Source organism: Saccharothrix sp. HUAS TT1, from assembly GCF_040744945.1.
Lineage (GTDB): Bacteria > Actinomycetota > Actinomycetes > Mycobacteriales > Pseudonocardiaceae > Actinosynnema.
The window spans coordinates 7,431,860-7,455,549 of record NZ_CP160453.1; the positions used below are offsets into that span (position 1 = coordinate 7,431,860).

The window sequence follows — 23,690 nt, forward strand, 5'->3', positions numbered from 1 at the left end:
ATCTCCCGCCCACCGGGCCCGATCCTGACGATCTCCTTGCGGAGCAAGGCGAAACCGGCCGAACGCGGCAGCGGGAACCTAGTGTCGGCGACGAGCAGACCCCACCGACGGAGGGAGACCGAGCGGTGCTGGACATCGACACCACGGCCGCGCAAGCCATCGAAGAGCTGACCACCGCCACCGGGGCGGGCCCCGAGGGCGGGTTGCGGATCGCCACCGCCGCGCGGGAGCACGACCGCGACTTCGACCTGTCGATCCAGCCGCACCCCGCGGCCGACGACGTGGTGGTCGCCGGCGGCGGCACGCGGGTCTTCCTGGACCCCCGCGCCGCGCAAGCCCTGTCGGACAAGGTGTTGGACGTGCGCAAGCGCTACGCGGGCCGGGTCCACTTCGGCGTCTACCCCCAAGCCTGAGAGGAACCGACGTTGCTGGACATCACCCACGCGGCGGGCGCGGTGATCGGCGGGCTGGCCGGCGGCGCGGGCGGCCTGCGGATCGACTGGGCCGACCGGGACGGCGTGCGGGCCATCACCCTGGCCATCGCCGCCCGACCCGTGACGCACGACGAGGTGGTCGCCTCGCCGACCGGCGGCCTGGTCTTCCTCGCCCCGGCCGCGGCCCGCCACCTGAGCGACAAGCTGCTCGACGTGCGCATGGACGTCGACGGCCGGTTCCGCTTCGCGTTCAACCACAAGCACTGACCGCGCGGTGGAACCGGTGGGCGACCTCGTGGTCGGGCCGGGCCGCGGTGCGGCGGAACCGGCCCTCCGCGCCGAGAATCGGACCATGACCCTCTCCGTGCTGCTGGTCGAGGACGACGAACACATCAGGCAGGCCCTCGGGCTCGCCCTCGACGACGAGGGCTTCACGGTCACCGACGCGGTGTCGGGCGAGGACGCCCTCGCGCTCCTGGAGACGGCCACGTTCGACGTGGTGCTGCTGGACCTGATGCTGCCCGGCGTGGACGGCCTGGAGGTCTGCCGCACCCTGCGCGCCCGCGGCGACCTGCCCATCATCATCGTCACCGCCCGCACCGACGCCGCCGACGTCGTCGCGGGCCTCGAAGCGGGCGCCGACGACTACGTCACCAAACCCCTGGTGGCCAGCGTGCTGGCGGCCCGGATCCGCGCCCTGCTGCGCCGCACCGGCCGCCAGGACGAGGTGCTGCGGGTCGGCGAGCTGGAGGTCCAGCCGCAGACGAACACCGTGCTGCGCGCGGGCGCGGAGGTGCACCTGACGCGCACCGAGTTCCGGCTGCTGGTCGAGCTGGCCTCGGCGGAGGGCCGGGTGGTCAGCCGGGAGCAGCTGCTGCAACGGGTCTGGGGCTACGACTACTTCGGCGACACCCGCCTGCTCGACGTCCACGTCAGACGGCTGCGCCGCAAGGTCGAGTCCGATCCGGACGACCCGAAGCTCGTCGTCACCGTGCGCGGGGTCGGCTACCGGGTGGACACCTGATGCCCCGGTTGTCGCTGCGCTGGCGCGTAGCGCTGGTGCTCGGCCTGGGTTCAATGCTGTTGACCAGCGCGCTCGCCGTGCTGGTGTGGAACCTGGCTTCGGGGTACATGCAGCGCCAGCGCGAGCAGAGCGCCACCCGGCAGGCCGAGGTCAACGTGCGGCTGGTCGACGAGGCGCTGCGCACCGGCTCCGCCGGGCTGGAGGACCTGCTGACCGGCCTGACCACCGGGCCGGACTCCACCGTCCTGCTCTACCGGCCGGGCCGGGTGCTGACCAGCGGGCGGCAGGTCGACCCGCAGGTGCTGCCCGACGGGCTGGTCGACCTCGGCCGCCGCGGCACGCCCGCCTCCCAGCGGCTGGCCGTCGACGGGATACCCGTGCTGGCGGTGAGCCTGCCCATCAGCTCGACCGAGGGCGCCTACGTCGAACTCGCGCCGCTGGTGCAGCTGGACCGCACGTTCCGGTTCCTCAGCATCCTGCTGATCACCGGCGCCGTGGTCAGCGGGCTGCTCGGGGTGGCGCTCGGGTCGTGGGCGAGCAGGCGCGCGCTGCGCCCGTTGAGCGAGCTGACCAGGGCCGCCTCGCTCATCGCGGGCGGCGACCTGAAGGCGCGCCTGCCCACCCAGACCGACCCGGACCTGGCGCACCTGGCGAGCACGTTCAACACCACCGCCGACGCGCTGGAGGAGCGCGTGTTCCGCGACGCCCGGTTCGCGGGCGACGTCAGCCACGAACTGCGCTCGCCGCTGACCACCATGGTCAACGCCGCCGCGGTCCTGCGCCGCCGCCGCGCCGAGGTGCCCGGCACCGCCGGCCGCGCGCTGGACCTGCTGACCTCCGAGGTCGACCGGTTCGCGGGCCTGGTGGTCGACCTGCTGGAGATCTCCCGCGGCGACCAGCAGGCCGACGACACCGACCTGGAGGTCATCGACCTCGCCTCGCTGGTGGACAACGTCCTCGGCTCGCGCCCCGGCGCCGGGGCGCCCGACCGGCCGGTCCCGCCGGGTCCGCAGGTCCTCGGCGACCGCCGCCGGCTGGACCGGGTGGTGAACAACCTGCTCGACAACGCCGAGCGGCACGCGGGCGGCCCGGTGCGGGTCGCGGTGCTGACCCGGGACGGCCACGCGCGGCTGGAGGTGGACGACGCGGGCGCCGGCGTGCCGCCGGAGCTGCGCGACCGCATCTTCACCCGCTTCGACCGGGGCACGCGGGCGGGCAGCCGCGGCACCGACACCGGCAGCGGCCTCGGTCTCGCCCTGGTCGCCCAGCACGTCCAGCTGCACGGCGGGTCGGTGTGGGTCGAGGAGCGGCCCGGCGGCGGCGCCCGCTTCGTGGTGGAGATCCCGGAGGCGCGACCGTGAGGAACGCCGCGTCGAGGACCACCGCGCTGCTGGCCGCCTGCTGCGCGCTCACGGCGTGCGGCGTCACCACCCAGAGCGAGCCGCGCCCGCTGCCCACCTCCTCGGTGGCGCCCGCGCCGACACCGACCGTCACCCAGCGACCCGATCCCACCACGCCGACTTCCCCGTCGACTTCCCCCACACCGACCGCCACGACACCGACCGCCACCACGCCGACGACACCTCCGGCGGGGTGAGCGTCAGCGGCCCCGTCCAGGGTGACGACCACCTTCACGTCGTCGGGTCGCGCCTCGAAGGCGTCGGCGGCCGACTCCAGCGGCCCCCGGCGCCCCCGATCAGGTCGGGTACGAGGGCCGGCCCATCCACCAGTTGCCCGGCGCCTCGGCGTCCTCGCTGGACCAGAACTCGACGGCCGCCCCGATGAACTCCTCGGCGGACAGGTGGCCGTCGCCGTCGCGGTCCAGGTGCGCGAACGCCTCCGCGGCGTCGGCCTCGGTCAGGCCGGGGAAGTGGCCGCGCTGGAACACCAGGAACTCCGCCGGGCCGACCCGGCCGTCCTGGTCGAGGTCGGCGATGTCGAGGAACGCCGCGGCCATCGCGCCGACCGTGGCCCGCGCCGCCGCCGGGTCGCCCGCCAGCGTGCGGGTGGAGGCCAGGAACTGCTCGCGGGTGATCGCGTCGCCGCCGCCGGGGATGTGCGGCACGTGCAGTTCGCGCCAGATCCGCAGGTAGGCGTCGACGATCTCCTGCTCGGCCGGGGAGCCCGGCGGGTGCCCGACGGCTTCGGCGACCCGCTTGCCCATGAGGACGTGGTCGCCTTCGGTGAGCCGACCGTCCCCGTCGACGTCCAGGTGGTCGAACCCGTGGCCGATCTTGGCGGTGAGCAGATCAGGTGCCGGCATTGGCCCTCCCCGTCGGTTCGTGACCCGGTCATGCTCGGGCGCGCCGGAGGGAGGCGCAACCGGTGAACGGGTGACAGACCGTGACGGGTTGGCACTCACCGCATCGGGTGGCCGCGTTCGTGACGGACGGTTGAGCGGCTACCCGGTCGGGTAGCCGAGTGGAGCAAGGCCATCGACCACCAGGAGGGTGACGTGATCGGGTTCATCGTCGCCGGTCTGATCATCGGCGCGCTCGCCCGACTGATCAAGCCCGGCAAGCAGAACCTCGGCATCGTGGCGACGCTGCTGCTGGGGCTGGTCGGCTCCGTCATCGGAGGGACCATCGCGAACCTGCTCGGGACGGGCGACGTCTTCGAGCTGAACGCGCTCGGCTTCATCATCGCCGTGATCGCCTCGGTGCTGCTCATCGGCGTCGCCGAGGGCATCGCCGGCGGCCGGCGCCGGACCAGCGTCCGGTAACCAACGACCACAGCGCAGGCCCGCCACCCGATCGGGGTGGCGGGCCTCTTCGTCACCGCTCGTGCTGCCGGCGCACCACCTCGTTGATCCAGACCGGCGCGAACGGCGACGTGCAGTTCGGCGGCGTCGGGTAGTCCTTGAGGACTTCCAGCCGCTCCCCGATGTCGATCGCGCGGGCCCGGTGGTCGGGGTGGTCGATCCCGATCTGCGCCAGGCAGTGGTTCATCGCCCACTGGAGGCGGTCCGGGGCGTCGCGCAGCTCCGCCTCGATGACGTCGAGCAGCCCGGCGAGGTCCAGGCCCTCGGGCTTCTTGGCCACCCGGTCGGTGGTCAGCGCCCAGCCCGCGCTCGCCACCACCGGATCGGGGTCGGCGGACCAGGCCAGGCGCAGCTCCTCGACGCCCGGGTGCTTCTTCACCACGTAGTTCACCAGCCAGTCGTGCACCTTGGGCGCCCGCGCCCCGCGCAGCATGGCGTCCAGCTCGTCGCGCTCGAACGCCTTCGGCCGGCAGATCAGGAGTGCCACCAGCCGCGCCGCCGTGCCACCGGTCGCCCACAGCTCGCGCGACAGCTCCTGCTGCGTCTTCAACCGCTTCGCGAGCGCGCGCAGCTTGCCGAGGTTCACCCCGTGGTCGTCGCCGTGCTTCTCGTTCACCTCGCGCGCCCGCGGGTCCTCCAGCGCGGCCAGCTCGGCCGGCACCTCGGCCGCCGTCGTCCCGCCCACCCGGTCCCCCCGATCAGTTCCACCGGTCGCGGCGCGGCGCCGTCGTCACCGGCCAGGTCGACCGGCAGCCCGCAGCCGCCCCGTCGCCGCGAATCCTGCCGGCCACCCCCTCGGCTCGCGCACGGGTCGCCCCGGCGTGCCCGCCGAACCGGCGCTCAGGACCCGAGCGGGTCGGCCGACAGGGCGAGGCCGTCGATCACCACGGTGGTGCGCGGCCTGGCGACGGCGTCGGCCACCCGCGCCACCACCTCGTCGAACACCGGGTCGTCGTAGTAGTCGCTGTGCCCGCGCAGCGGCGAGGCGACCCGGTCCGGGTGGGGGTCCAGGAACTCCGGGTCGCGCAGCCGCACGTCGTTGCCGCAGCGGACGCCCCACAGCTCCGGGTCGGCGCACACCTGCTCCTCGGCCGTCTCCGGCCACACCTGCACCGGGCCGCCGAGCGGGTCGGTCAGCCGGTGCACGTTCCACCACCGGTCGCCCAGCTCGTCGTGCAGGTCGGCGAGCGCGGCCCGGCCGAGGTGGTGCGGGAACAGCCGCGAGTAAGCCCACTGCAGCTGCGAGCCGTAGGTGACCAGGCCGACCCGGCGCAGCGCGGCGGCCGCGTCCGCCTGCCTGATGTAGCGCTCGCCGTCGGCCGGGTCGGGCCGCTCGCTCTCCCGGCGCAGCAACGACAGCGCGGCGAAGCACACCACGCTGCCCTGGCTGTGCCCCGAGAGCACGACCGCGCCCACGTCGTGGTGCCCGGCCAGCCGGACCGCGCGCGAGGTCAGCTCGATGGTGGCCCGGCCGCCGTAGGGCGGCGGGCAGATCGGGTGCGCCGCCCGGGGCCAGAACGCCACCAGGTCCCACACGACGCCGACCACCGTGCGCATCCGGGGGTTCTGCCACGTCCGGACGCCCAGCAGCAGCAAGACCAGCACCACGCCCGACACCACGAGGCTGCCCAGCGCGCCCAGCTCCTCGGCGGGCCGGGTCGACAGCCAGTCGGCCAGCCCCGGCGGCGGCGCGGCCCGCCAGTCCGGGTGCGCCAGCCTGGCCAGCGCGATGCCGCCGCCCGCCGCCACCAGCACGCCGCCCAGCAGCGCGACCGCGCCGAGCAGCCAGTGGTAGCGGTACTTCGCCGACGCCAGCCGCTGGGTGAACGCGACCTTGCCGATGCCGGGCCGGTCGGGGCGTCCCGGGTAGTCGGCCACCACGCCGTCCCGGACCGCGGCGCCCACCGCGTGGCGCACGCAGGAGACCGCGCCGACCACGTGCAGCAGCCCGGCGACCGCCACCGCCGCCCAGAACGCCCACCCGGGCGCCGCCGCCCACCGCAGCACCACCGCCACCGCCGCGGCCGCCGACCCGGCCGCGAGCACCAGCGCGCTCGACACCTGCCGCACCATGGCCGCCACGACCGGCGCCACCAGCAGCGGGAACGCGATCGCCAGCACGCCCCACAGGTCCGCGCCGACCAGGTAGCTCGTGCTCAGCACCAGCCCCGGCCGGCCGGCGCCGGGCACCGGGTCGCCGACCCAGTCCACCACCCGGTACGCCAGCCCGCCGCTGAACCCGACCGCCAACGTGGTGGCGACGGCCGCGATCACCACCGCCCCGTACCCGTGCCACAGCGGCCGGAACCGCTTGTCCGCCACCATCAGCTCGACCCCGCGCGCGGAGCGCCGCAACCGGGCGCACGCCCCGACCAGCACCACCAGCAGCAGCGCCGCCGCCGCCGACAGGGCGTTCGTCACCGCCTCGAACCCGGCCAGCGGCGGCACCGACCCGGTCGCGCCGGTCGGGGCCCGCCACAGCAGCGCCGCCGCCAGGCCCGCCGCCAGCAGCAGGTAGCCCGCGGCTGCCCACTTGAGCGCCCGCGAGTTCACCTCCCGCCGGTCCGGCGCCACCGCCACGCACCCGACGGCCCACAGCAGCACCAGCACGCCCAACCCGACCACCGCCCAGGACAGCGCCTCCGCCGGCCGGTCCGGCTGCGCCGTCCGCAACGCGCCCGCGAACAGCACGCCGACCACCGCGCACGCCGCCGCCACGTGCGCGTCACGCAGCACGGGCGTGCGCGGCGACGTGTGCCAGAACGCGTAGTCGCCCAGGCTCCCCGTGCGGGTCTCCCACACGTGGTGGGTGCCCCTCGGCTCGTACAGGAACGTCTGCCGGCCGAACCACCACAGCACGCTGATCACCAGCACCGGCGGGACCGCACCGGCCAGCAGCATCGCGCCGAACGGCCAGCCGGCGAAGAGGCCCAGGTTCGCCTCCCGGCACGCCGCCGTGCCGCCGCACTGCCGCACCAGCAGCTCCAGCGACGCGTACGCGGTGGCCGTGACCAGCATGCACGTCAGCACCAGCCCGAGCAGCCGCAGCACCGCCTCGGCGAACCGGCTCGCGCCGAGCAGCGCGTACCGGGCCAGGTTGAGGATCGCGAACGGGATCAGCACCAGCCACAGCGCCCGGCTCGCGCCGCCCGAGGTGAACCGGCCCCAGTGGAACGCCTCGACCACCCGGGTCCGCCCGCTGGACAGCGCCCGCGCCGGTTTGCCCGCCCGCAGGAACCGGGCGACGTCGTCACCGGCGACCGGCGTGGGGAACGGGTCGCCGAGCACCGCTTCCGGCGGGGTGCCGGACACCCCGTGCACCCGCAGTTCTACGACGTCCTCGGGACGCATGCGATCACCTGCCGTGGGTAGCCGTGGTGGTGATACCTACCGGACCGCCCACTCCGGTCAAGCCGTTTCACGTCGTGAGCCACCCGGTTGGGCGACTCAGCGGCCGGTGGGAGCATCCTGGGTGACGTCCGGTCGCCGATCGCGCCCGGACGTGCTCACGGCCACGACCCGAAAGGCTGCACACGGTGACCAAACCCGCCCGCCGCGACCCGAGCAAGCTCGTCGACGCCTCCGGGTTCCGCGAGTTCGTCCAGCACGGCTGGGGTCCGGCCGACCGCGCCGCCCGGGTCGCGCCCGGCGCCGCGCAGGCCGCCGCCGCGCACCGCGACCGGCTCAGCGCCGCACTGCCCGGCGCCCGCATCGCCGTGGCGGCGGGCTGGGCGCCGGTGCGGTCCAACGACACCGACCACGGCTTCCGGCCGGACAGCGACTTCTCCTGGTTGACGGGCTGCTCCGCCGAGGGCGCGGTGCTGGTGATGCACCCGGTGGCCAACGGCCACGACGCGGAGCTGTTCCTGCGCCCGCCCGCCGGGCCGGACGAGCCGGACTTCTTCGCCAACGCCCGGGACGGCGAGCTGTGGATCGGCCCGGTGCCCGGCCTGGCCGAGTGGGGCGAGGCGCTGGGCGTCCGCTGCCGGCCGCTGCACGAGCTGCCGTCGGCGCTGCGCGGCCGGCTGCCCGCCGTGCACGCGACCGCGGGCGTCGACCCCCTACTGGACGCGCTGGCGGGCGCCGACCACGCCGGCGAGCTGCGCACCGTGCTGGCCGAGCTGCGCCGGATCAAGGACGACTGGGAGGTCGGCCAGCTCCAGGCCGCGGTGGACGCCACGGTCCTCGGTTTCGCCGACGTCGCCGCCGAGTTGCAGGCCGCGGTCAAGGGCGGTGGCGAGCGGTGGCTGCAGGGCACGTTCGACCGGCGCGCCCGGACCGCGGGCAACGGGCCGGGCTACGCCTCCATCGTGGCCGCCGGGCCGCACGCGCCGGTGCTGCACTGGGTGCGCAACGACGGGCCGGTGCCGGAGGACGCGGTGCTGCTGCTGGACGCGGGCGTCGAGCTGGACACCCTCTACACCGCCGACATCACCCGGACGCTGCCGGTGTCCGGCGCGTACAGCCCGGCGCAGCGGCAGGTGCACGAGCTGATCGAGCGGGCGTCCGCGGCGGCGCTGGCGGTCGTGCGGCCGGGCGCGGAGTACCGGGAGTTCCACCGCGAGGCGATGCGCGTGCTGGCCGAGGGCCTGCACGACTGGGGCCTGCTGCCGGTGTCGGTGGAGCAGTCGCTCGACCCGGACGGCCAGCACCACCGCCGGTACATCACGTGCGGCGTCGGGCACTTCCTCGGCCTGGACGTGCACGACTGCGCGAACTCCCGCTCCACCGCCTACCACGACGGCACGCTGGAGGTCGGCATGGCGCTGGCCGTCGAGCCCGGCCTGTACTTCCACCCGAACGACGAGACCGTGCCGCCGGAGCTGCGCGGCATCGGCGTGCGGCTGGAGGAGAACGTCGTGGTGACGCCCGAGGGCAACCGCGTGCTGTCCGCCGCGCTGCCGCACGACGCGGCCGGCCTGGAGTCCTGGGTCGCGGCCGCCGGTCGCTAGTCCCCCGGTGACGGGCCTCCCCGCCGGAGGCCCGTCACCGCTTGCGCAGGCGCACCGACGTGATCGCGTGGTGCTCCACCTTCAGCACCTCGACCGCCCAGCCGGACACCTGGACCCGGTCGCCCGGCTTCTCCGGGATCCGCCCCAGCAGGACCAGGACCAGGCCCGCGATGGTCGTGTAGTCGCCCTCCGGCGCGTCGGGCAGCTCGACGCCGAGGTCGGCCAGGTCGTGCACGGGGAACGTGCCGGGCAGCACGAGCGAGCCGTCGGCGCCGTTGCGGACCGCCATCAGGTCGCGGTCGGTCTCGTCCAGGATCTCGCCGACGACCTCCTCCAGCAGGTCTTCGAGCGTCACGATGCCGTCGACCGCGCCGTGCTCGTCCACCACCAGGCCGAGCTGTTCCCGCTCGGCCTTGAACCGGCGCAGCGCGTCGGACACCCGCACCGAGTCGGGGAACACCACCGGCGGCCGGGCCACGTCGACCAGGCGGGCGTCGTCGACGAGCAGGTCGCGCAGGTGCACGACGCCCACGACGTCGTCCAGGTGGCCGCCGCGCGCGACGGGCGCGCGGGAGTGGCCCGAGGCGGCCAGCTCGGCGCGGGCGGTCGGGACGTCCAGGTCGGCGTCCAGGGTGACCACCAGCCGGCGCGGCACCAGGACCTCGCGCAGCCGGCGCTCGCTGATCTCCAGCGCGCCGGTGATGATCATGCGCTGCTCGGCGTTGAGGCCGCGCTGGGCGGAGACCAGCTCGCGCAGCTCCTCGGCCGACATCTGCTCGGACTCGGCGTCCGGCTTGCCGCCGAACAGCCGGACCACCGCGTTGGTGGACGTGCTCAGCGCCCACACCGCGGGCCGCGAGGCGGTCGACAGCAGGTGCAGCGGCCGGGCCACCAGCAGCGCCCAGCGCAGCGCGTACTGCATGGCCAGCCGCTTGGGCGCCAGCTCGCCGAACACCAGGGTCAGGAACGTCAGCACCACCGTGACCAGCGCGATCGCCACCGCGTTCGCCGCGTCGCCGAGGAACGACAGCAGCGGCACCACCGGCGCCGCCAACGACACCGCGGCCGTCGCCGAGGCCAGGAACCCGGCGAGCGTGATGCCGATCTGGATGGTGGCCAGGAACCTGTTCGGGTCGCGGGCCAACCGGACCAGCGTCCTCGCCGAAGCCCGGTCGTCACGCTCCAACGCCCGCAGCTGCCCCTCGCGGAGGCTGATCAACGCCATCTCGCTGCCCGCGAACACCGCGTTCAGCAGCACCAGCACCGCGACCAGCGCGATGGTCCACCCGTACCCGTCCACAGCCACTCCGTACCCAGACCGGACCGAAGCGCAACGCTACCGGCGCGTTGGTCATTTCGAGTGGAGCCGCTGCCCTCGCGCCCCCCGTTGGGTTACAACATGTCCGGGGAGGTCACATGGGGTCGGCTGCCGCGCACCGGTCGTTCGTCGTGGTCGACGTGGAGTCCTACGGCGACCCGACCCGCACCTCCCCCCATCGCACCGCCGCGCGCGACGGCCTGTACCAGGTCATGAGGAGCGCGTTCGCCGACTGCGACCTGCCGTGGGACCCGGCCGCGGTGGACGACGCCGGTGACAGCCTGCTGGTCCTGGTGCCCGCCGACGTGCCCAAGTCGGTGCTGGTCGACCAGCTGCCCGAGCGGCTGGTGGCCGAGCTGCGCGAGCACAACCACGTCCACTCCGCCGGTGCTCGGCTCCGACTGCGGATGGCCGTGCACGCGGGCGAGGTGCGCTACGACGAGCACGGCCGGACCAGCCCGGAGATGATCTTCACCTACCGCATCCTGGACACCGCCGACGCCAAGCGCGCGCTGCGCGACTCCACGGCCACCCTCGTGCTGATCACCTCGGACCACTTCTACCAGGCGGTCGTCCACCACCACCCCTCCGCCCGCCCGGACGCCTACCAACAGGCCACCGCCAACGTGAAGGAAGTCCACTCCCGCGTGTGGGTGCGCCTGGTGGACGGCTACCCCCTCGGGAGCCCCCAACCTGCAGCGCCCGGCGACCGGCGAGCCCTCACCCTGGCGGAGCTGAAGCCGGTCGTCGAGGTCATGCTGCGCACCCCCGGCTTCGACACCCGCGACGGCCGGGACCTCGTCCTGCGCGAACTCCCGTTCGCCGCCGCCGTCCCCCGCCACACCGCGGACCGACCGGACACCGTCAGCATCGTCCGGACGTGCGCGAACTACCCCGGCGGGCTCAAAGCCCTGCTGGAAGCGATCCGCTTCTACGCGGGCGACGCCACCGCGATGGCCGAACTGGACACCCTGTTGGCGCAACGGACCGGTGGCGTTTAGTTGCCACCGGCAGCACTGAATACCACCATACGCACCTCTTCCGCTGCGTTTCACGGACATTACACTGAGTCATACCGCCGGAGCTGAAACCCTTACCGCGCCGGGGGCAGCGCCACCTGGTGGCCGACTCGGGAGGCCCGCTAGTGGATGAATCGGCAATTCGGATCGACTCCGGTCTGGTCGACTTGACGAACGTCCCTCTCGACGCCTTGGACGCATTCGAGGACGAGCTCCTGGCAGCGTCGACGGAACGTTTCCTCAGACAGGTGGACCACGCCAGCGTCAGCGCGGGCGGCCACGACTCCTGACCAGCGGGCTCCGCGCCCACGACGAGGGGCGGCTCAGAGGTGGCAGGCTCGACCTCCACGAACGGGACATCGCTGACGAACCACGGGATCACCCTGGACCAGTTGGACGCCCTGGCGTCCGGACGACCTGACGACGGCAGCTCCGCGCTGCTGCGCGACGTCGGCAGGACCAGGCGCGCGCTCGCCCTGCGACTGGTGCTGCGCCACGCCCGTGAGCACCGCTCACCGGACAACCCGCTGCCGCACGTGGACGAGGCGTGGGAGCTCCTGGTCGCCGCCGAGCGCGCCCGGCCGGAGGCGGTGGCCGCCCTGCTGTCGCGCCCGCAGGTCGGGGTCTGGGCGGCGCACGTCCTGCGCCGCCTCCGGGGTCGGACGACCGACACCGCCCCCGCGTGGTTCCACATCGGCCACCTGCACTTGTTGGCGGCCGCGGCCGGCGTATCCGCAGAATTGCGCTTCACGATGGGGATTCCACTGTGGGATGGCATTGCGGTGCTTCCCGGCGTGGGCTCCCTGCGAGTGCCCGACGCGACCACCGAATGGGGTCACGGGACACTGGTTTCGGATGCTTCGGGGTTAACGGTGAAAACCAGCACCGGTAGCGCCCATCCGATCCGGTGGCAGCCGGACCGCATTCTTGGAAGTGCCGCCGGAGCCACCGCGCCGCGCATCCACCTGGACGACACCGGGCCGTACCGCGGATTGACCGTGCCGCAGCGCCCCGAACCATTGTCCGATTCGGCGGTGGCGCGGTGGGACGAGGTCTTCACCGACGCGTGGACGATCCTGGAGCGGGACCACCCGCGCTGGGCCCGCGAGCTGTCCACCGGCCTGTCGATGATCACGCCCCGGCCGGCGTCCTTCCGCTTCCGACCGCACAGCGGGTCGGTCAGCGACGGCTACGGCGCCGCGATCATCTCCGAACCGCACGACGGCCTGCAGCTGGCGGTGACGCTGGTGCACGAGTACCAGCACAGCAAGCTGAACGCGGTCGGCCACCTGGTACCCCTGACCAGGGTGGACCCGGCCACCACCTGCTACGCGCCGTGGCGCGACGACGCCCGTCCGGTGTCCGGGCTCTACCAGGGGGTGAACGCGTTCCTGGCGGTCGTGGAGTTCTGGGAGCGGCAACGCGCGCGCTTGAGCGGGGCGGACGCCGCCCTGGCGCACTTCGACTTCGCCCTGTACCGGACCCAGGTGGGGGAAGCGCTCCACGCGCTCCGGCGCCACCCTTCGCTCACCCGTGCGGGGCAGAGGTTCGCGGACCGCCTGGCGGAGCGGCTGGCGGCGGTGGCGGACCTCGCCGTGCCGGCCGACCTGCTCTCGGCCGCCGAGACCGCCGCCCTCGACCACCGCGCGGCTTGGCGCGCCACCCACCTCCACTCGCCGCGAGCGCACGTGCTGGAGTGCGTCGAACGCTGGTTCGCGGGTGAGCCCGCGCCGACCCGGGTCCCCCGCCCGACCGTGGTGGCCGCCGACGAGCCGCCCAGGTTGGACGCCAAGGCGATCCTCACCAGGGTGCTGCTCGCCGACCGCGCGGAGTTCGAGGCGATGCGCGCGGACCCCTCGGGCGTCGTGGGGGAAGTGGCGCCCGACCTGGTGGAGGCGGACTTCGCCGTCGTGGCGGGTGAGCACGAACGCGCGCGGGCGCTGTACGCGGCCGAACTCGGCGCGGGCTCGAACCGGCCGGGCGCCTGGTCCGGCTTCGGCCTCGCGTTGCGACACCTGTCCCCCGGACCGGCGGCGCGGGCGCTGCTCGAACACCCGCACCTCGTCCGCGCCGTGCGGAACGGGATCGCCGCCGGCGGCGAGGCGCCCGACGTGCGGGGCCTCGCCGCGTGGCTGGGAGCGGCCGGTTAGAGCGGCATCGGGTCGATGTCGCAGTTCGCCCGCACGGTGGGGTCGTTCCGCTCGGACACCGCGGGGTGGTGGTTGCCGAGCCGTTCGCGCAGCATGTTCACCGCTCGCAAGTACAGCGCGTCCGCTTCCTCGGTGCGCCCGAGCGAGCGGAGGTCCTGCGCGAGGTTCGCCTGGCACGCCAGGGTGGTGGGGTGGTCGGCCCCCAGGACCACCGTCGCGCGGTTCAGCACCTCCACGTCGAGGTCGTGGGCGGCCTGCGCGTCGCCCAGCGCGTGCAGGTCGCTGGCCAGGTTGATCCGGGTGGTCAGCGTGGAGGGGTGGTCGTCGCCCAGGCGGGCGCGGAAGCTGCCCAGCGTGGCTTGGTTCAGTTCGCGCGCGCCTTCGAAGTCGCCCTTCAAGCGGCGCAGGATCGCCACGTTGACGGCGGCGGACAGCGTGTGGGGGTGGTCGGGCCCCAACGTCTTGGCGTAGCGGGTCAGCGTGTCCTGCCCGAGTTGCGCGGCGGTCTCGTGGCGGCCCAGATGCCTCAGCTCGATGGACCGGGCCAGCGCGGCGGCGAGCGTTTCGGCGTGGTCGAAGCCGTACCGCCGGCGCAGGCCCTCGAACGCCGTCTCGGCCGCGCTCATCGCACCCTCGTGGTCACCCGCCTTGCGGCGCATCACGGCGAGGTGGCGCACGGCGCGCAGCCACGTCGGGTTGAGCGGCCGCCCCTCGCTGAGCCGTTCGTACATGCGCACGACTTCTTCGTGCTCGGCGGACGCCTCCCGGTAGTTGCCGAGTTCGCGCTTGTCGAGGGTGAGGCCCACCTGGGTCAAGAGGGGCACCTCGTGCTCCTGGCCGTACATCTGGGCCCTGCGGTCCCAGGTGTCGGCGTCCAGCTTGACGGCGGAGGCGAAGTCGCCGACGAGGCGGAGGTTCACGCCGAGGTTGTGCGCCGCGCTGAGGGTCACCGGGTCCTCGTCGCCGAGGTAGCGGACGCAGATGTCGTAGGTGCGCTTCGACAGTTCGAGCGCGCCGACGAAGTCGCCCTCCGCCCGCTTGTCCCCCGCGACCTGCCCCATCGCCAGGATGGTCTCCTCGTGCTCCTCGCCGAAGGTGCTGCGGTGCCGCTCCAGCAGTTCCAGGTTCAGCGGGATCGCCTCGGCGTACCGGCCCTGCACCCAGAGCATGAAGCCGTACCAGCGGCCCATCCGCAGGGTTTCCGGGTGGTCCTCGCCCAGCCTTTCCCGCCAGATCCGGTAAAGCCTCTCGGACAACTCGGCGCTGCGGTTGTGCTCGCCCCACCGGTAGAGGAACTGGGCCTGGTTGTAGAGCAGCGATCGGACCGGCTCGGCGTCGCTCTCGTAGGCGTTGGAAGCGGCCAGGTGCGCGCTCAGGTCGACGTAGACCGGCCAGTTGTCCGGCTCTTCCGGTGTTTCCGGGTCGTTCTCGCTCAGCATCAGGTGCGCGGCGTTGCGCATGACCACGCGTTCTTCCTCGCTCATCTGGCTGATGAGCACGGCTTGCACGAGGCGGTGCAGTTCGATGGAGTTGGTGCGGTGGTCGACGCGCACCAGCGCGAAGCGGTTGATGTCGCGAATGGCCTCGTTGAGCCGCAAGCGGTCGCGCAGCACCCGGGACAACTCGTTCGGCACGCCGGTGATGTTGCGGCTGTAGGTGAACATGGTGCGGTTGATCGGCTCCGGCGCCAGGAACGCGCACACCTGGAGCAACCTCAACGCGGACAGGTTCTTGCGCTTGAGCTCGTTGAGCGAGAGGTCCCACATCGCCGCCACCGACTCGGGGTAGTCGAGCGTGGTGGTGACGTTGAGCAGTTCCAGCTGCTTCTCGGCGAGCAGTTCCAGGTACTCGGCGGCGGGCATGCCGGTCTCCACCCGCCACGCCGCCGCCTGCGCGACGGCCAGCGGCAGGTCGCCCAGCGCCTTGGCCAGCCGACCGGCGTCCTCCTCGCTCAGCTCGGGGTCGCGGCGGCGCAGCAGCTGCACGCTCTCGGCGCGCTGGAAGACGTTGACCTCCAACGGGCGCGCGACGCTCAACCACTGCGAGTTGCGCGAGGTGACCAGGATGCGCCCGGTGCCGCCCGTCGGCAGGTACTGCTGCACGGCGTCGGGGCTGTCGGCGTTGTCGAAGATCAGCAGCCAGTTGGTCGGGACCTTGGGGTGGTTGCCGCTGCGCAGGGCGTCGAGCACCTGCTGGACGGCCACGTTCGCCTCGGTGCCGCCTTCCAGGCCCAGGCGCTGGCCCAGTTCCACCAGCGAGTTGACGATCTTGACGGACCGCTCCGCCGGCACCCACCAGATCAGGTCGAAGTTCGGGCGGTTGCGGTAGGCGTATTCGATCGCCAGGTGCGACTTGCCCACACCGCCCATGCCGTGCAGCGTTTCCGGCAGCACGGCTGCGGTCCCACCCCGGACGAGACGCCGTTCGAGCTCCTGGAGGAGGTCCGCCCGCCCGGTGAAGTTGACGTTCCTCGGTGGCACGCCACCGAAGACGGGCGATGCGAGAGTCCTTCTCCTTTCTTCCTGCTCGACGGCAGTCACGTCTACTCCTCCTGCATTTCGCTCGACATCAACCGTGCCCTTGCGAACACGTGTTCGGCCACCTTCACCAACCGGCAAATCTCCGCTCGTATCATTCCCGATGGTCGGCTGTGGCTCGACCTCAGGGTCGATCTTTCGCAAGTGGACTCCGGACCAGGCGACCCACAGCGCCCGTTCCGCTTCCGCCACGTGCGGTGGCGTGACAATTGGTGAGACAACCCGGACCGGTTCCTCGTCCAGGGGGGAATCGAACGCGACCACGCCAGGCCGACGTTCCTCCAGGTAGTGGCGCACGACCTTGCGCACCCGCTCGGTGTCTATCCTGCGGCCGTACGCGAGCAGTTCCTGCCGGACACCTTCCGCCACGAAATCGAATTTCACTCGGCTTTCGCTGTCATTCACCACATCGGGCGCGATCGAGACCAGTGGGCCGCCGAGGAATTCGGTGAGGGCGGCGCGGTCGGTGTCGGGGTGCAGCAGGTCGAGGATGCGGAGGAGGAGCGGCACCTCCAGCGGGGCGACGGCCAGGTGGACGGCCAGGTCGAACGCCGCCTTCGACGCGGTGGTGCAGTACGCCGCGACGAGTTCCGCGGCGCCGGCGGTCACGTCACCCGGTTGGCGCGGCGACACCGCGGTCACCGGCTCCCGCGGGGCGGGCACGAGGGCCGCGCCCAGGTTCGCCCACCCGGTCGCCGCCGCGAGGTTGGCCCACTCGCGCAGACCCGCCGGCGCCAGTTCGACGAACGGGACCGGCGCCACGTCGCCGAGGTCGTCGTACAGCCCGGGCACGTCGACCTGGGGCTCCCACTCGTGGACGTGGTTCGGCGCACCCGGCTCGAACGCCTTGAGGCGCAGGCGGTGCAGGTCGAGCCCGGTGCGGCAGGCCGCCCACCACGGCAGCGGGCTGGCCACGGCGACGGAGTGGGCGGCGCCCAGCTCGCGCAGGGCCTCCCACGCGCCGCCCGACCGCCAGGCCGGGTCGACCGCGTCGGTCAGGGCGAGCAGCAGGCGCCGCCCGGAACCCGTGAGGTCCGGCGGTTCTCCCCCGTCCGCGCCGCGCAGCGTCACCCGACCGCTCTCGTCCACGCCGAGCGCGCACACGGCGACCTCCCCGAAGACGCCCGATCCGGTGAGGGCCTGGATGAAGGTCTCGACCTCGGGCGCCCAGATCGACATCGCCGGGCCGTCGTCGACGGCAATCGTGATGTCGTGGGACTGGCCGAGGAGGGGCGCGAGCACGTCCCGCAGGCCGTCCGCCGCCCACTCGTGGGCGTCCGGACCGGTCACGGTCCCTGCCCCGACGTCCTCGGTCGCGGGGCGCACCGTCACAACCCCTCGGTGCGGGCACGACGCCCCGGCCCGCACCGGAGGGCGGATTCCCGCGGGTGCGCGCCGGAATCGGCAGGCCACGGCTTGGTCGCGATCAGCGCGCCCGACTTCGACCGCGGTGCGCATTGGCGAAGTGAATCGATTCCGAGCGACCCGGGTAATCGGATGGGTGCCGTGGAATCAGCGACTGCGTCACCGTTTGGAGTGGTCACCCACCTGCCCCTATCGGGTGAATGAGTAACCAATGGGTATCCGGTATCCAGTGCGAGCCGTCGGGGCATGACTCAGATACCTCCCTGCGAACTCCAGCCGGAGGTCAAGGGTTCCGGTAGTCGCTCTGCATCGTCCCACAATACGGCAAGACTACGGCCGGCGTGCGGCCCATCCGAATCATTCGCGAGCAGGGCCTCACGGCGCAACTGGGCCAACCGGTCCGGCAACCGACGTACTTCACCGGCGGAGAACAGCCGGGTCACGGCTTCGTGGAAGCGGCTGCTGGAGCAGTCCTCCCGGTCCCAGATGATGATCGGGATCCCGGCGCGGAACGCCATCGCGGCCTCGTGCCAGGCCCGACCCCGGCGGTCGCCGGGGGGCTCGCTGAGCACCAGTGACACGATCGAGGTGTCGTTCAGGTCCACGGCCATGCCGGTGAGGTCCCAGCCCCCGTTGGCCCTGCTCCAGTACGGGCGCGCCGTCTCGCCCGAGACGGCACGCCAGCGCTGCTTCCACACCAGCCAGTACCGCTGCGCCCGCGTCCGTTCGAGGCTCCGGACGAGCACGGGGTGGTCGACCGCCAGCGGCACGGTGACGTCGGAGGGGGACGCCTTCGGCCAGAACTCGACCGCGGTGTTGATCATCTCCCAGGGCAGGGCGAACTCGACCACGATGGCGCTCACCCGCTCGGCGGCCGGGGTGATGCCGAGTTCGGCCTCCAGTTCGGCGATGACGCGGTCGACCTCCGCCTCCAGGTCGTCCCGCCGGATGGCGGCGTCGCCGCGCCGGCGGCCGTGCCAGCCCGAGCCCTTCCAGTTCAGCCAGTGCGAGAGCACCACCTTGGCCTGGTCGACCGGGTCCGGGTCGACTTCGAAGACGAGGTGCACCACGTCGGAGCCGTCGCCACCGGCCTCCGCTTCGTTGCGCCACCGGGCCTGTTCGACCAGGTCGGTCACCTCGAACTTCTCCGCCAGCCGCCAGTTGCAGCGACGCAGCTCGTCGGCGAGGGCGCCGTCCCCGAGCCGCCCGGCGAGGCAGTCCACGAGGACCATGGCGGGCGGCAGGGCGCCCGGTCGGGCGTTGTGGTCGGCGAGGTGCAGGAACAGCGACCACACCGAGCGGCAGCGCGAGGGCAGGTCGTCGCAGTGCCCGTCGGTGGCCACGTCGGCCAGGCGGCGCAGTTCGCGCCGCTCGTCGAACGGGTCGTCGGCCAGCCGCACGGACCGCAGCGCCCGGGACAACCGGTCCCAGTCCCGCGTCGGCAGCGCCCGGCACGCGACCCACTCGTCACCGAGGTCGACCAGCTCGGTGATCTCGGGCGCGTGCGGGTCCAGCAACCTGAGGCAGTCCACCAGGCCGCGCAGGCCGCCCGCGTGCCGGCAGCACCACCGGACCAGCCCGAGCAGCTGGAGGTGGACCTCGTTGCCCTCCAACGACACCTGCTCCTCGAGGACGTCGGAGAGCAGGCTCACCAGCATGGTCCGCCCCCGCTCGGCGCGCAGGCTCTCGAAGCGCTGCAACAAGGCGACGATCTCGCCCTGTAATCGCAGTTGAGCGGTGTTCGCCCCGTGGTCAGCGACCATGTGCCATCCCCCTGTCCCACCGTCGGCGCGCCGCGCCGGGACAAGCGCCGACCCGGGAGAACCGGACTCCCGACCGCCACTGTCGCACAGCCGGAAACGGCGTTCTCCGCAAAATGCGGTCACACGGCGGCTGCGTGCCGGCCCGTGCTCAGCGCCCGGCCGCTGGTGGTCAGCTCGGTGGCCACCCGCTCGACCGCCTCGGTGAACTCGACGTCGTCGCAGTCCCAGTCGGTCAGCTTGACCAGCAGCCAGCGCCGCCAGGACGCGACCAGCTCGGCGAACACCTCGGTCCCCTGCGCGGTGAAGCGGTAGTGCCCCGCCGACTCCGTCAGGTAACCCCTGGTCTGGAGTTGGCGCGCCACCGGCTCGAACACGCCCGCCGGCACCCGCGTGGCCTCGGCCAGCCGGTCGAGGGTGGCGTCGCCGTGGTCGACGCTCTGCCGGAACACCTTCACCACCAGCCACGCCTGGGCGTGGGTCAGGGGGACGCCGGACTCGCGCAGCACCTCCGGCGTGGGGTCGCGGCGCTCGCGGCTGACGATGAGGGCGACCAGCTTCTCCAGCTCGTGGCTCGAATCGGTGGACTGCGGCGCGGCGAAGTTGTCGCCCACCCCGGTGGCCGCGGCGCGGGCGGTGTCGCGCAGCGGGACCTCCTTGAGGAACAGGGCGACCGCGAACGCGACCGCGGCGACCGGCGCGGCGGACAGGAACACCAGGTGCAGGGTGTCCGCGTAGGCCGCGATGATCGGCGCCTTGACCTGGTCCGGCAGGGCGTGCAGGGCCTGCACGTTCGACGCGGCGGCCGGGTCGACGCCCGGCGGGATCGCGCGGGCGAGGTTGTCCGGCAGGTTGCTCGCGTACACGGTCCCGAACACCGCCACCCCGAACGAGCTGCCGAGGGTGCGCAGGAAGCTCACGCCGGACGTCGCCACGCCCAGGTCCTCGTAGCTGCTGGTGCTCTGCACGACCACCATCGCCACCGGCATGCACATGCCGACGCCGAGCCCGAGCACCAGCATGGAGCCCGACGCCTGCCAGAACGACGTCCCCGGGCCCAGCCGGGACAGCAGGAGCAGCCCGCCGACCATGAGCAGGCTGCCGACCAGCGGGAACGCCCGGTAGCGGCCGGTCTTGCTGATCACGTTGCCGGTGGTGACGGAGGCGATGAGCAGGCCGACGACCAGCGGCAGCATCTCCAGGCCGGACCGGGTGGCCGACGCGCCGTGCACGTACTGCAGGTAGGTCGGCAGGAACGTGACGCCGCCGAGCATGGCGAACCCGACGACGAAGCTCAGCACCGTGCACACGGTGAACACGCGCCCGCGGAACAGCCGCATGGGCAGCATCGGCTCGGCGGCGCGGGTCTCGACGAGCACGAACAGGGCCAGCGCGACCACCGACCCGACCGCCATCCACAGGATGGTCGGCGAGCCCCACGGGTACTGCACGCCGCCCCAGCTGGTGACCAGCGTCAGCCCGGTCGAGGCCAGGGCGATGAGCAGGATGCCCAGGTAGTCGATCCTCGGCCGGTTCGCGCCGCGCACGCCGGGCAGGGCGAGCGCGCCGACCGCGAGCACGACCACGCCGAGCGGCAGGTTGACGTAGAACGCCCAGCGCCAGCTCAGGTGGTCCACGAACAGCCCGCCCAGCAGCGGGCCGACGACCGTCGCGACCCCGAACACCGCGCCGATGAACCCCTGGTACTTGCCGCGCTCCGACAGCGGCACGACGTCGGCGATGACGGCGGCGGAGGTCACCATGAGGCCGCCCGCGCCGAGCCCCTGGACCGCGCGGGCCAGGATGAGCCAGGTCATCGAGTCGGCCCAGCCGCACAGGAACGAGCCGACCATGAACAGCGCCACGCTGACCAGGAACGCCCGCTTGCGGCCGAACAGGTCGCCGAACTTGCCGATCAGGGCGGTCATGACGGTCTCGGCGAGCAGGTAGGACGTCACCACCCAGGACAGGTGCCCGCCGCCGCCGAGGTCGCTGACGATGGTCGGCAGGGCGGTCGCCACGATCGTCTGGTCGAGCGCGGCGAGCAGCATCCCGAGCATGATCACCGCGACGACGGCGCGCCGCGCCCCCCGCCCGACCTCGACCCGTTCGACCACGTGGACCTCCCGGGCCGAACCATAGGACCGCCGCCGGGACCCCGCCCGCCCACGGCCACGGCCGGGTGAGCGCGCCCGTGCCCGAATCCGGGCACGCCGTTTGGCCAGGTGGTTGGCTGTGGCCATGCTGGAGCCCGTGGAGGACGAGGTGCCGGAGGAGCTGCTGCGGCACGTCGTCAGGTCCACCGGTCTGCCGCCCGCGCTGGCCCGGCGGGTGGTGTCCGACGTGATGGGTTACTTCGTCGAGACGGCGGAGGAGTACGTCCTGCGCCGGCACGCCGAGCTGCGGCGCGACGGGTTGGGCAACGCGCGGATCTGGGCCGTGCTGCGGGAGGAGCTGGACGTGCGGCCGGTGGCCGCGCCGCCGCTGTCCGAACGCCAGCTGCGCCGGATCGTCTACGGCTAGAGGGGATCACCGAGCATGTGCGGAATCGTCGGTTACGTCGGCCCGAGGGACGCCGTCCCGGTGCTGCTGGAGGGCCTGCACCGGCTGGAGTACCGGGGGTACGACTCGGCGGGCGTCGCGGTCGTGGACGACGGCGACCTGCGGGTGGTCAAGACCGCCGGGCGGGTCGGCGACCTGCGCAAGGCCGTGCCGGCGGGCCTCGCGGGCGCGGCGGGCATCGCGCACACCAGGTGGGCCACCCACGGCGAGCCGTCCGACCGCAACGCGCACCCGCACGTGGACGCCGCCGCGCGCGTCGCGATCGTGCACAACGGCGTGTTCGAGAACTCCGACCGGTTGCGCGCCCGGCTCGTCGCCGACGGGGTGGAGCTGGCCTCCGACACCGACAGCGAAGTCCTCGCCCACTTCGTCGCGCGCAGCGCCGCGACCAGCCTCGAAGACGCGGTGCGCGAGGCGCTGGCGCTGGTGGAGGGCACCTTCGGGGTGATCGTGGTGGACGCCGGGCGGCCCGGCGAGCTGGTCGCCGCCCGGCGCGGCAGCCCGGTCGTGCTCGGGGTCGGCGAGCAGGAGATGCTGATCGCCTCCGACGTCACCGCGCTGGTCCGCTTCACCCAGCAGGTGATCTACCTGGACGACGACGAGATCGCCACGGTCACCGCCGACGGCTACCGCACGTCCACCATGGACGGTCGCGCCACCAGCACCACCCGCTCCCCCACGGCGATCGACGTGCCGAGCGCCGAGTACGAGCTGGGCGACCACCCGGACTTCATGCACAAGGAGATGCGGGAGCAGCCGGACGCGGTGGACCGGTGCCTGCGCGGGCGGCTGGACCACCGGTTCTCCTCGGCCAGGCTGGACGGCGTCGGCCTGACGCCGCAGGACTACCAGCGCATCCGCCGGGTCAAGCTGCTCGGCTGCGGCTCGGCCTACTACGCCGGTCAGCTGGGCGCGCAGCTGGTCGAGGAGCTGGCCCGGATCCCGGCCGACGCCGAGCCCGCGTCCGAGTTCCGCTACCGCAACCCGGTGGTCGACCCGGACACGCTCTACGTCGCGATCAGCCAGTCGGGTGAAACGCTGGACACGCTCGCCGCGGTGCAGGAGCTCAAGCGCAAGGGCGGGCACGTCATCGGCGTGGTGAACGCGGTGGGCAGCACGATCGCCCGCGAGTGCGGGCACGGCATCTTCCTGCACGCCGGGCCGGAGGTCTCGGTGGCGGCGACGAAGTCGTTCACCACGATGGCCGTCGCGCTCGCCGTGCTGGCGCTGGACCTGGGCCGGGTGCGCGACCTGTCCATCACCGAGGGCCGCCGGCTGGTCGCCGGGCTGTCCGAGCTGCCGGACCGGATCGCCCGGGTGCTGGCCGCCGAGGACGAGGTCGCGGCGATCGCCCGGAAGTACGCCGGCGCGCGGCACATGTTCTTCGTCGGCCGGGTGCGGGGCTGGCCGGTGGCGCGCGAGGGGGCGCAGAAGCTCAAGGAGATCTCCTACGTGCACGCCGAGGCGTACCAGGCGTCCGAGCTGAAGCACGGGCCGCTGGCGCTGATCAACCCGGAGATGCCGACCGTGGTGCTGGTGCCCGACGACGAGCTGCTGGCCAAGAACACCGCCACCATCGAGGAGATCAAGGCGCGCGGCGGCCCGGTCATCGCGGTCACCGACGCCGACCTGCCCGCCGGGCTGGCCACCGACGTCATCCGGGTGCCCAAGGCGCACGACGCGCTGGCCCCGATCACGCTGTCGGTGCCGTTGCAGCTGTTCGCCTACCACCTGGCGCAGGCCCTCGGCCGGGACGTGGACCGGCCGCGCAACCTGGCCAAGAGCGTGACGGTCGAGTAGCCGCCCGG

General features: G+C 73.2%; 18 protein-coding genes. 11 read left to right on the top strand and 7 right to left on the bottom strand.

The genetic code is table 11. The features are described 5' to 3' along the window. Positions 1-125 precede the first annotated feature (125 nt). The 5 genes from AB0F89_RS32525 (at position 126) to AB0F89_RS32545 (ending at position 3,055) form a co-directional block, all read left to right on the top strand. A complete protein-coding gene (locus AB0F89_RS32525; RefSeq protein ID WP_367129525.1) occupies positions 126-413 on the top strand; it encodes a hypothetical protein in 288 nt (95 codons plus the stop codon). A 12-nt stretch (positions 414-425) separates the two neighbouring features. After that, positions 426-701 (top strand): adhesin, encoded by a 276-nt coding sequence (locus tag AB0F89_RS32530; protein WP_367129527.1) that lies wholly within the window; start codon positions 426-428, stop codon positions 699-701. 85 nt (positions 702-786) lie between these two features. Continuing rightward, positions 787-1,458 carry a response regulator gene (locus AB0F89_RS32535; protein WP_367129529.1) on the top strand — a complete coding sequence of 224 codons (672 nt, stop codon included), beginning with the start codon at positions 787-789 and terminating at the stop codon, positions 1,456-1,458. Further along, entirely contained in the window at positions 1,458-2,819 is a 1,362-nt protein-coding gene (locus AB0F89_RS32540; RefSeq protein WP_367129531.1) for a sensor histidine kinase, read from the top strand. Before AB0F89_RS32535 ends, AB0F89_RS32540 begins: the two co-directional genes overlap by 1 nt. Further along, positions 2,816-3,055 (top strand): hypothetical protein, encoded by a 240-nt coding sequence (locus AB0F89_RS32545; RefSeq protein WP_367129533.1) that lies wholly within the window; start codon positions 2,816-2,818, stop codon positions 3,053-3,055. Before AB0F89_RS32540 ends, AB0F89_RS32545 begins: the two co-directional genes overlap by 4 nt. 99 nt (positions 3,056-3,154) lie before the next feature. Here AB0F89_RS32545 and AB0F89_RS32550 read toward each other — a convergent pair whose 3' ends face one another. After that, positions 3,155-3,721, bottom strand: coding sequence for an EF-hand domain-containing protein (locus AB0F89_RS32550; RefSeq protein ID WP_367129535.1), 567 nt, complete (start codon positions 3,719-3,721; stop codon positions 3,155-3,157). A gap of 192 nt (positions 3,722-3,913) precedes the next feature. On the opposite strand from AB0F89_RS32550, the gene AB0F89_RS32555 reads away from it, so the two are divergent. After that, positions 3,914-4,180 carry a GlsB/YeaQ/YmgE family stress response membrane protein gene (locus AB0F89_RS32555; protein ID WP_367129536.1) on the top strand — a complete coding sequence of 89 codons (267 nt, stop codon included), beginning with the start codon at positions 3,914-3,916 and terminating at the stop codon, positions 4,178-4,180. Between the two features lie 52 nt (positions 4,181-4,232). On the opposite strand, the gene AB0F89_RS32560 is transcribed toward AB0F89_RS32555, so the two are convergent. Both AB0F89_RS32560 and AB0F89_RS32565 read right to left on the bottom strand, forming a co-directional pair. Continuing rightward, positions 4,233-4,904 (bottom strand): DNA alkylation repair protein, encoded by a 672-nt coding sequence (locus tag AB0F89_RS32560; protein WP_367129538.1) that lies wholly within the window; start codon positions 4,902-4,904, stop codon positions 4,233-4,235. 155 nt (positions 4,905-5,059) lie between these two features. Next, positions 5,060-7,570, bottom strand: a complete 2,511-nt coding sequence (locus tag AB0F89_RS32565) for a hypothetical protein (protein WP_367129540.1) — start codon at positions 7,568-7,570, stop codon at positions 5,060-5,062. A 185-nt stretch (positions 7,571-7,755) separates the two neighbouring features. Between AB0F89_RS32565 and AB0F89_RS32570 the strand changes: the two genes are divergently transcribed. After that, positions 7,756-9,171, top strand: coding sequence for an aminopeptidase P family protein (locus tag AB0F89_RS32570; protein WP_367129541.1), 1,416 nt, complete (start codon positions 7,756-7,758; stop codon positions 9,169-9,171). Between the two features lie 34 nt (positions 9,172-9,205). Here the strand turns inward: AB0F89_RS32570 and AB0F89_RS32575 are convergent, their stop codons facing one another. Then, entirely contained in the window at positions 9,206-10,471 is a 1,266-nt protein-coding gene (locus AB0F89_RS32575) for a hemolysin family protein (protein WP_367129543.1), read from the bottom strand. 116 nt (positions 10,472-10,587) lie between these two features. Between AB0F89_RS32575 and AB0F89_RS32580 the strand changes: the two genes are divergently transcribed. Beyond that, the gene (locus tag AB0F89_RS32580; RefSeq protein ID WP_367129545.1) at positions 10,588-11,490 is read left to right on the top strand and encodes a hypothetical protein; all 903 of its coding nucleotides are present in this window, start codon (positions 10,588-10,590) and stop codon (positions 11,488-11,490) included. A gap of 347 nt (positions 11,491-11,837) precedes the next feature. Then, positions 11,838-13,658, top strand: coding sequence for an HEXXH motif domain-containing protein (locus AB0F89_RS32585; protein ID WP_367129547.1), 1,821 nt, complete (start codon positions 11,838-11,840; stop codon positions 13,656-13,658). On the opposite strand, the gene fxsT is transcribed toward AB0F89_RS32585, so the two are convergent. From fxsT to AB0F89_RS32600, 3 genes are all read right to left on the bottom strand, one after another. Further along, positions 13,655-17,485: an FxSxx-COOH system tetratricopeptide repeat protein gene (fxsT, locus tag AB0F89_RS32590; RefSeq protein WP_367129549.1), complete on the bottom strand. Its 3,831-nt coding sequence runs from the start codon at positions 17,483-17,485 to the stop codon at positions 13,655-13,657. The genes AB0F89_RS32585 and fxsT overlap by 4 nt on opposite strands. Before the next feature lie 326 nt (positions 17,486-17,811). Beyond that, entirely contained in the window at positions 17,812-19,323 is a 1,512-nt protein-coding gene (locus tag AB0F89_RS32595; RefSeq protein WP_367129551.1) for a hypothetical protein, read from the bottom strand. A gap of 119 nt (positions 19,324-19,442) precedes the next feature. After that, complete coding sequence (locus AB0F89_RS32600) at positions 19,443-21,380, bottom strand: MDR family MFS transporter (RefSeq protein WP_367139083.1); 1,938 nt, start codon at positions 21,378-21,380, stop codon at positions 19,443-19,445. Positions 21,381-21,585: 205 nt separating this feature from the next. On the opposite strand from AB0F89_RS32600, the gene AB0F89_RS32605 reads away from it, so the two are divergent. Both AB0F89_RS32605 and glmS read left to right on the top strand, forming a co-directional pair. Next, positions 21,586-21,843 carry a hypothetical protein gene (locus AB0F89_RS32605; RefSeq protein WP_367139085.1) on the top strand — a complete coding sequence of 86 codons (258 nt, stop codon included), beginning with the start codon at positions 21,586-21,588 and terminating at the stop codon, positions 21,841-21,843. Positions 21,844-21,858: 15 nt separating this feature from the next. Beyond that, the gene (glmS, locus tag AB0F89_RS32610; protein ID WP_367129553.1) at positions 21,859-23,682 is read left to right on the top strand and encodes a glutamine--fructose-6-phosphate transaminase (isomerizing); all 1,824 of its coding nucleotides are present in this window, start codon (positions 21,859-21,861) and stop codon (positions 23,680-23,682) included. Positions 23,683-23,690 lie beyond the last annotated feature (8 nt).